Origin of the sequence: Methyloceanibacter marginalis, from assembly GCF_001723295.1 — a bacterium.
GTDB lineage: Bacteria > Pseudomonadota > Alphaproteobacteria > Rhizobiales > Methyloligellaceae > Methyloceanibacter > Methyloceanibacter marginalis.
The window spans coordinates 1-2893 of record NZ_LPWD01000320.1; the positions used below are offsets into that span (position 1 = coordinate 1).

Sequence of the window (2893 nt, forward strand, 5' to 3'; positions counted from 1 at the left end):
ACATTAGGCGTCACCGGTCGTTTGAGAGCCGCGAGCGCGCGGGCGAAACGCCGTAGAAGTGGAAGATGAGGCGCGATCGTTTTGGACAAGGGCATTGATTGATCTACTCCGAGGGCAAAAATGATTGACCTATTGTCTCACAAAGCGGGGTGGAGGATATACGGGCATTGGTGGGTAGGAGTCTGATGAAATGCCGGTAATCGCGCCAAAGTTCCCCACATTTTGGAACTCTTTGAAGCTTGATGGGTTTTTCGGGTCATACAGGCGGCGGAATCCGGTTACAATCGCATTTGCCGATAGCATCGACAAGGAACCGCTGTGAACCGAAATGACAAGAAAAAGGCGCCCAAGCGCATGACCGTAGACGCAAGGAAAAGCGCTGATCGGCAAGACCAAAACAACGAGAACATTGCGCCAGGGCCGAAGCAAGGGAAAGCCATGTCCCCCGCCCTTCAGGCGCATATCGGCCGGCAAGTTCGCGCCATGTTCGACGAGGTCGCCGAAGAACCCGTTCCGGATCATCTTCTGAGATTGCTCAAGGATCTCGATCGAAACGGAGATAATTGATTTGCCGCGCAATGTGTCCCCGGGCCTGAGAGACTCTCTCGTAGCCCAAATCGGCAGCCTACGAGCGTTCGCCGTGTCGCTTTGCGGCGACCGCGACCGGGCGGACGATCTCGTCCAGGAAACCCTGTTCAAGGCGTGGAACCATCTCGATTCCTTCAAGGAAGGCACGAATCTGAAGGCGTGGCTCTTTACGATCCTCCGCAACACGTACTTCTCCGAGCGGCGCAAGCGGAAGCGGGAAGTTGAAGACGCCGACGGCAGCTACGCCGCGCGGCTCTCCTCGAAGCCGGAGCAGCCGGGCCATATGGATATGCGGGACTTCCAGGAAGCGCTTTCGCATCTGCCCGAGGATCAGCGCGAAGCGCTGGTTCTGGTCGGCGCGCGGGGCTTCTCGTACGAAGAGGCCGCGGAGATTTCAGGCTGTGCGGTCGGCACCATCAAGAGCCGCGTCAACCGCGCCAGGGGCCGCCTCGCCGCTACGCTGCAGCTCGGGGACACCGATGACACCGCCGAGGCGGAGACGCTTCCAACGCCCAAGAGCGCGTAAGCGCGCGCGAGCACGCAGGTCCATTAGAGCAAGAGCCAGATGAAAGCGCTCATGGTGAGAAGCGAGCCGAGGGTGCTGAACATCAAGGCCGACGCCGTCTCGGGGATGGCGACCCGGTATTGAACAGCAAGCATGACGACGAGCGTGACCGGCGGGAGCGCGCTCGTCACCACCGCTTCGCCGAGGAGCGGGTCGCCGTATCCCAACCAGAGCATGCCGGCACAGACCAGCCCGGGCTGCACCACGTTCTTGACGAAGACGAGGGACATGACGGTTACGTTCACGATGATCTTGTAGCCGGCCAAGATGATGCCCGCGGTGAACAGGGCCACGCCCGCCGAGGCATCGCCCAGCAGCGCCAGCGAATCGTCGAACACTTTTGGCGTTTCGACATCGAAGATCATGAGGACGAAACCGCAGAACGGCAGCCAGACTACGGGCTGCTTCAGGGCATTCAGGATCTTGCCCCCGACGTCGATGTCTTGAGGCGCCGCTTGCGCGGCGGCAGTGCCCTGCCCGTGCTTGGCGACGGGTTGCGCCTCCGTGCCCAGCGACAGCAGGATCAGCGTGGCGGGGACCAGGCAGACCACGATAATGATGCTGCCGACCGCAACGGGGATGTCGCCCTTGTCCCCGTAGAGATAGCCGAGCACCGGCGTGCCGACAAAGGCGGTGCTCGCGCCGCCGCCGTCAGCGCACGAAGCGCGCTCAAGCCCGGCGAACAGCGAAAGGCGAAAACCCCAAGCAGGAGAACCGCCGCATACATGCCGATGAACGCGGCGGCGAGGAACGCCACCAGCGGCAGATCGGCGAGAAGCTCGGCGCGCCCGGCGCTGACAACGCCGACGAAGAGCGAGAGCGGCAGCGCATAGCTCATCACCATCCGATTGAGGGTCGGCACCTCTGTCTGCTTGAAGTCGTGATGGCGCGCGGCGAAGTAGCCGAGCAGAATGGTGATGACCGCGGGGAGCAGCGCGCCTAGAATCTTTTCGAGCATTTCGGGATCCTTGAACGCGAACGGAGGTTCGCGGAGACGCCTCCGAAAGGACCACAGGAGACTTGATAAAGCTTATAGCCGAGGAGACCCACCTGCCATGAAGACCCTCTCAGCCGCCGATATCGCGCAAGCCAAGCTCGACCCTGCATCCGTCTTTCACGGGCCGGAGGACGTGCTTCAGGCATCGTTGGCGCCCGAGGACAAGAAATCGATTCTGCTGCGCTGGGAAGAGGATGCGGACGCGCTGATTCGCGCCACGGACGAAGGCATGGAGCCCTCCGACAATCGCCGCAGTCCAGGCGAGCTCCTGGCAGCGATCCAAGCGGCGCTCGAAACGCTCGAGGACGGCGCCTAGCCCGCGCAGTCGAAGCAGCTCCTGCCCTCACCCGATATCTTTCGGATCGGTATGGAACCTTTGCGGCGCTTTGCGCGTTTTCCAAGCACATCCGTACAATCTGACGACGAGAGGAGGACGTTCATGGCAACGACCAAGATCGACCGCGATGGCGAAGCCCATACCGAGATGACCACCACGGAGGCCCGTCAGGGCGCTCATGCGGGGGTGATCTGGGTCCTCAGCGTTTCCCTTGCGCTTGCCGTTATCGCCGGTTTCGCGCTCGGCTTCGGCTGGATTACTCTGCCTGGTAGGCCGTGACCCCTTGATGTCCGGACGGCGAGCACAAATCTCTATGGTTAAGCCGTCCCGCCAGGAGGGGATGAACCATGAGATCGTGTCTGGCCGGTTTGAGCGTGGCTCTGGTGTCCGCGGCGGCGCTGTTCGG

General features: G+C 61.8%; 6 protein-coding genes and 1 pseudogene. 3 read left to right on the forward strand and 4 right to left on the reverse strand.

The window, feature by feature from the left end; translation table 11 throughout:
• Positions 1 to 6: 6 nt before the first annotated feature.
• Positions 7 to 95 (reverse strand): annotated as a pseudogene (locus tag AUC71_RS21290) (response regulator); the annotation flags it as partial.
• Positions 96 to 129: 34 nt separating this feature from the next.
• On the reverse strand, positions 130 to 579 hold the full coding sequence (locus AUC71_RS21295) for a hypothetical protein (protein ID WP_141701641.1): 450 nt from the start codon (positions 577 to 579) through the stop codon (positions 130 to 132).
• Between the two features lie 61 nt (positions 580 to 640).
• On the opposite strand from AUC71_RS21295, the gene AUC71_RS11680 reads away from it, so the two are divergent.
• Positions 641 to 1114 (forward strand): sigma-70 family RNA polymerase sigma factor, encoded by a 474-nt coding sequence (locus tag AUC71_RS11680; protein WP_425283385.1) that lies wholly within the window; start codon positions 641 to 643, stop codon positions 1112 to 1114.
• A gap of 23 nt (positions 1115 to 1137) precedes the next feature.
• On the opposite strand, the gene AUC71_RS19595 is transcribed toward AUC71_RS11680, so the two are convergent.
• On the reverse strand, positions 1138 to 1767 hold the full coding sequence (locus AUC71_RS19595; protein ID WP_158007815.1) for an AEC family transporter: 630 nt from the start codon (positions 1765 to 1767) through the stop codon (positions 1138 to 1140).
• Positions 1677 to 2111 carry an AEC family transporter gene (locus AUC71_RS19600; RefSeq protein WP_158007816.1) on the reverse strand — a complete coding sequence of 145 codons (435 nt, stop codon included), beginning with the start codon at positions 2109 to 2111 and terminating at the stop codon, positions 1677 to 1679. The genes AUC71_RS19595 and AUC71_RS19600 overlap by 91 nt, the downstream gene beginning before the upstream one ends.
• A 97-nt stretch (positions 2112 to 2208) precedes the next feature.
• Between AUC71_RS19600 and AUC71_RS11690 the strand changes: the two genes are divergently transcribed.
• Positions 2209 to 2466 carry a hypothetical protein gene (locus tag AUC71_RS11690; RefSeq protein ID WP_069624405.1) on the forward strand — a complete coding sequence of 86 codons (258 nt, stop codon included), beginning with the start codon at positions 2209 to 2211 and terminating at the stop codon, positions 2464 to 2466.
• Between the two features lie 123 nt (positions 2467 to 2589).
• Positions 2590 to 2766, forward strand: a complete 177-nt coding sequence (locus AUC71_RS19605; RefSeq protein ID WP_158007817.1) for a hypothetical protein — start codon at positions 2590 to 2592, stop codon at positions 2764 to 2766.
• Positions 2767 to 2893 lie beyond the last annotated feature (127 nt).

Bases quoted from the DNA above. Each gene is read 5' to 3' on its own strand.
- AUC71_RS11690 (WP_069624405.1), top strand. From the start codon at position 2,209: ATGAAGACCCTCTCAGCCGCCGATATCGCGCAAGCCAAGCTCGACCCT.
- AUC71_RS19605 (WP_158007817.1), top strand. From the start codon at position 2,590: ATGGCAACGACCAAGATCGACCGCGATGGCGAAGCCCATACCGAGATG.
- AUC71_RS19600 (WP_158007816.1), bottom strand. From the start codon at position 2,111: ATGCTCGAAAAGATTCTAGGCGCGCTGCTCCCCGCGGTCATCACCATT.